Source organism: Sphingomonas sp. (assembly GCF_031361285.1).
Classification (GTDB): domain Bacteria; phylum Pseudomonadota; class Alphaproteobacteria; order Sphingomonadales; family Sphingomonadaceae; genus Sphingomicrobium.
On the sequence record NZ_JANMCO010000025.1, the window covers coordinates 1 to 4,158 of the forward strand.

Below are 4,158 nucleotides of genomic sequence, written 5' to 3' on the forward strand. Positions count from 1 at the left end.
GACATGTTCGACCTCGCTCGTGCCAATCCCGAAAGCGAGCGCACCGAGAGCTCCATGGGCAGACGTATGGCTGTCGCCGCACACGAGCGTGCAGCCTGGCAGGGTGAAACCCTGCTCGGGGCCGACCACGTGGACGATGCCCTGCTTGGGGTCGGCTGCATCGATGTACTGGATGCCAAACTCGGCGGCATTGGTTTCAAGTGCGGCCAGTTGTGCCGCGGAGACCGCGTCGGCGACCGGGATCGGCCGGCCTTGGCCGTCGCGCCTCGGGGTCGTCGGCAAGTTGTGATCCGGGACCGCGAGAGTGAGGTCGGGGCGACGCACTTTTCGCCCCGCCTCACGCAAGCCATCGAACGCCTGCGGACTGGTGACTTCGTGGATGAGATGACGGTCGATGTAGAGCAGGCACGTGCCGTCGTCGTGGCGGTCGACGACATGATCATCCCAGATCTTCTGGTAGAGAGTGCGCGGCGCTGATGAAGTTGGGCCGGCCACGTCCTACCCGCGCGCGGCGGACAGGATGGCTGCCGCATCTTCTTCGCCGATTACTTCGGCATATTTGCACCCCAGATCAAACAGATTGGCGGCATGGACCTCCGGGGTCCTGTCTGCGCAGGCGCTGTCGACGACGAATGGAGCGAAGCCGTGCTGAATGGCGTCGACCGCTGTCGCCCGGACGCAGCCCGAGGTCGAAAAGCCGGCAATCAACACGGTGTCGATCCCTTCGGCGTGAAGCATGGTCGCCAGCGACGTGCCGAAGAATGCCGACGCGTATTGCTTGGTGAAAACCATGTCGTTGGGATTGGAAACGAGCCCTGGTGGAAAATCGCCAAGATCCGATCCCTGATCGAACGCCCGCAATCCTGGCACTTTGCGATAGAACAATCCGCCATCGCGGCCGTTGGATTGATAGAGCACGTTGGTGAAGACCACGGGGTTTCCGGCGCTTCGTGCCAAAGCGGCAAGCCGGGCGGTTACCTTGACGGCCTCCTCTCCTCCAAGAAAGAGCGGCGAACCGGGCTTCAGATACGCCATCACCATATCCACGATCAGCAGCGCCGGGCGCTCGCCGGGAGTAAGGTGGCCATCGAAGGCCCCTGCTTCGGTCCGGTCGCTACCAATCGTCATGCCTGGTCCCTAGATCGCGTTGATTGCTCGCAGCGCGTCGAGCTGATCAGCACTATAGCCCAGCTCTTCGCCATAGATCTCCGCATTATGCTGGCCGACCTGGGTCGGAGCTGGCGAGCGGACCGAACTTGGTGTGTGCGATAGCTTGGGGAAGGGGGCCTGCATCTTGAGTGGCCCCCATTTCTCGGTGGGGAGATCGATGATCGCCTCGCGGGCCTTGAAATGCGGATCGGCGAGCATTTCGGGGGCTCGATAAATATTTCCGGCAGGTACGCCATGTTCGATCATCAGTTTCTCGACCTCGGCGGTCGTCTGATTCCGGGTCCAGTCGGCGATTAGCGCGTCCAGCTCCACTTGATGTCGGCCTCGCGCGAGATGGTCCGCGTAGCGTGGATCATCAGCGAGTTCGGGCCGGCCCATCGCCGTGCAGAGACGCGCGAACACTGCGTCCTGATTGGCGCCGATCAGATATTGGCCGTCTTTGCATGGATAGACGTTTGACGGCGCGATGCCGGGCAGCGCCGATCCAGATCGCTCGCGGACATAGCCCGCGACCTGATACTCCGGGATCAGGCTTTCCATCACTTGAAGCACAGCTTCGTAAAGTGCCGAATCGACGATCTGCCCGACGCCAGTACGTTCGCGGGCATGGAGCGCGGCGAGCGCTCCCATGCAGCCATATGTTGCGGCGAGCGTGTCGCCGATCGAGACCCCCATGCGCGACGGGGGCCGGTCGGGATCGCCGACAATGTAACGCCACCCGCCCATGGCTTCGCCAATGCCACCGAACCCCGCGCGGCTCGAATATGGGCCGGTCTGGCCATAGCCGGAAACGCGGACGATGATCAGGCGAGGGTTGAGCGCCTGGAGGGATTCGGGAGCGAGGTTCCAGCGCTCCAATGTTCCGGGCCGAAAGTTCTCGATCAAGATATCTGCAGTAGTGGCGAGCTTGCGCACCAGTTGCTGCCCTTCAGGCAGGCGCAAGTTGGCGGATATCGAACGCTTGTTTCGCGCGACGACCTCCCACCATAATTTGTCGTCGCCTCTTCCCCAGTTGCGCATTGGGTCGCCGTCGCCGGGTGGCTCTACCTTCAGGACGTCCGCACCCATGTCGCCGAGCAATTGGCCGCAGAAGGGCCCGGCGATCAGCTGCCCGATCTCGATGACGCGAATGCCGCGAAGCGCGCCATGTTCGCCAAGTGTCATGACCGGCGCTTCAATCCGCCTGCGGCCGGTGCTTCCACACCGGCGGCTGGGGAGGTGGAAGATCGGTTTCGGCCATGCAGTTCGCGCGCAGCGTGTCGATATCGGGTCCAAAGTTGAACAACGGCAGCGCCTCGCTGCGCTGGCCGCGCAAATCGTCGCGCAATGCGGCAGTCTTGCCGGCGTCAACTTCATGACTGGCGGTTACGGCCACGCCATAGCGGCGTGCACCGTCGACAGTCACGAGACCCTGCCGGACTTCTTTTGCAACGAGCTCGGGTTCACGGTCGAGCGGATCGCCCCATCCGCCGCCGCCCCAAGTGATGAAGTGAAGTTGGTCCCCCGCTTCGACCCGCACATCCTCGACCTTGTTGCCGATTACGCTCCGCGAACCGTCGGCCCTTTCGAGAATTTTCCTTGCCCGCGCGCCCGGTTCGCCACCGTTGACGCCCCACGGCGGGACGAACCAGCGGTCGTCATGGATGGCGACCACTCCAGGCTCAAGGAAGCGGTATGTCATGTGGATGCCATTGCCGCCGCGGTGCAGGCCAGCGCCGCCGCTGTCGGCTTCGGTTTCATAGCGCTCGATAACCAATGGGAAATAGCGTTCGAGAAACTCGTTCGGGACATTGGTGAACCCTGGCCAAAGCGAGTGGCCATCGGGCCCGTCGCCCAGCGGACGGCCAGGGATTCCGCCGAAGCCGATCTGGAAAAGCTGGAACCATTCGCCGTTGCCGTCGAGGCCCGAATAAAACAGGTGAGGGGAGGAGGAAAAGCCAGCGGCATTGAGGAATTCCGGAGTCTTCTGGCCCAAAAGACCGCCGAGCACGTCGAAGATCCGGCCCAATGCATGGGTGCGCCCCGACAAGGCGGCCGGGAATTTTGGCTTGAGCAGGGACCCGTCCGGAATTCGGACGTCAATTAGGTCGTAGAAACCGTCGTTGAACAGGATCTGCGGGTCGAAGACCATGATCATGTAGATTCCGAAGAACATTTTGAACATGTTCTCGTTGAGGTAGAAATTAATCGAGGCTTCGCTCTGCGGATCGGTGCCATCGAAATCCAGGACTACTCGATCGCCCTCGCGCCACATGGTGCAGCGAATCTTGTAGGGGCCGCGCCCCATGCCGTCGTCGCAGACATAATCCTCGAAGCTCACCGGCGCTTCTCCGATTGAGGAGGCGATCAGCTGCTTCATTGCGCGATGGTTGCGCGCGAGCAGCTCGTCGGTTGCCGAGACGTAAAGATCGTCGCCAAATCTGTCCGCCATTTCGATCACGCGCCTTGCAGCCACCCGGCAGGAGGCGATCAGCGCGTTGAGGTCGGCGGTGCACCAATCGGGTTTGCGGGTCTGGTGCATGACGAGCTTGAATAGCTCGGCGTTATATTCGCCTTTCCGGTACAGCTTAACGGGCGGAATCCGCACCCCTTCCTCGAAAATGGTGCGAGCGTCGATTGGCATCGACCCGGCGACCTTGCCACCGATGTCGGACTGATGGCCGAACATCGCGGTATAGGCGATCAGCCGTCCCTGTTTGAACACGGGCAGCAGGACCAGCCAGTCGTTCGAATGACTAATCGCTCCTTCGACCGAATAGGGGTCGGAGAGGAAGAACATGTCACCTTCCTCGACGCTCCCTTCATAGCCTTCAAGAAAGCCGCCGATGAACGATCCGAATTGGCCGACCAGCATCCGCCCCTTGTGATCGGCGATCAGCGGGAAGGCGTCGCCCTGTTCGCGAATTCCAGGCGACATGGCGGTTCGCACGAGTGTCGCATCCATTTCGACGCGAGCGTTTCGGAGCGCATTTTCGATGATGTCGAGGG

General features: G+C 61.8%; 4 protein-coding genes. All 4 read right to left on the bottom strand.

Translation table 11 applies throughout. The features are described from left to right. Positions 1–495 (bottom strand): aconitase family protein (locus RMO25_RS02675; protein ID WP_309661064.1); only part of this gene is annotated, 495 nt, incomplete at its 3' end. Positions 496–498: 3 nt separating this feature from the next. Next, positions 499–1,128 carry an isochorismatase family protein gene (locus RMO25_RS02680; protein ID WP_309661065.1) on the bottom strand — a complete coding sequence of 210 codons (630 nt, stop codon included), beginning with the start codon at positions 1,126–1,128 and terminating at the stop codon, positions 499–501. 9 nt (positions 1,129–1,137) lie between these two features. Further along, positions 1,138–2,334 carry a CoA transferase gene (locus tag RMO25_RS02685; RefSeq protein ID WP_309661066.1) on the bottom strand — a complete coding sequence of 399 codons (1,197 nt, stop codon included), beginning with the start codon at positions 2,332–2,334 and terminating at the stop codon, positions 1,138–1,140. Positions 2,335–2,344: 10 nt separating this feature from the next. After that, the coding region (locus RMO25_RS02690) for a hydantoinase B/oxoprolinase family protein (protein WP_309661067.1) at positions 2,345–4,158 on the bottom strand (1,814 nt) is incomplete at its 5' end.

Coding starts and splice junctions, on each gene's coding strand:
- RMO25_RS02685 (WP_309661066.1), bottom strand. CDS start 2,334: ATGACACTTGGCGAACATGGCGCGCTTCGCGGCATTCGCGTCATCGAG.
- RMO25_RS02680 (WP_309661065.1), bottom strand. CDS start 1,128: ATGACGATTGGTAGCGACCGGACCGAAGCAGGGGCCTTCGATGGCCAC.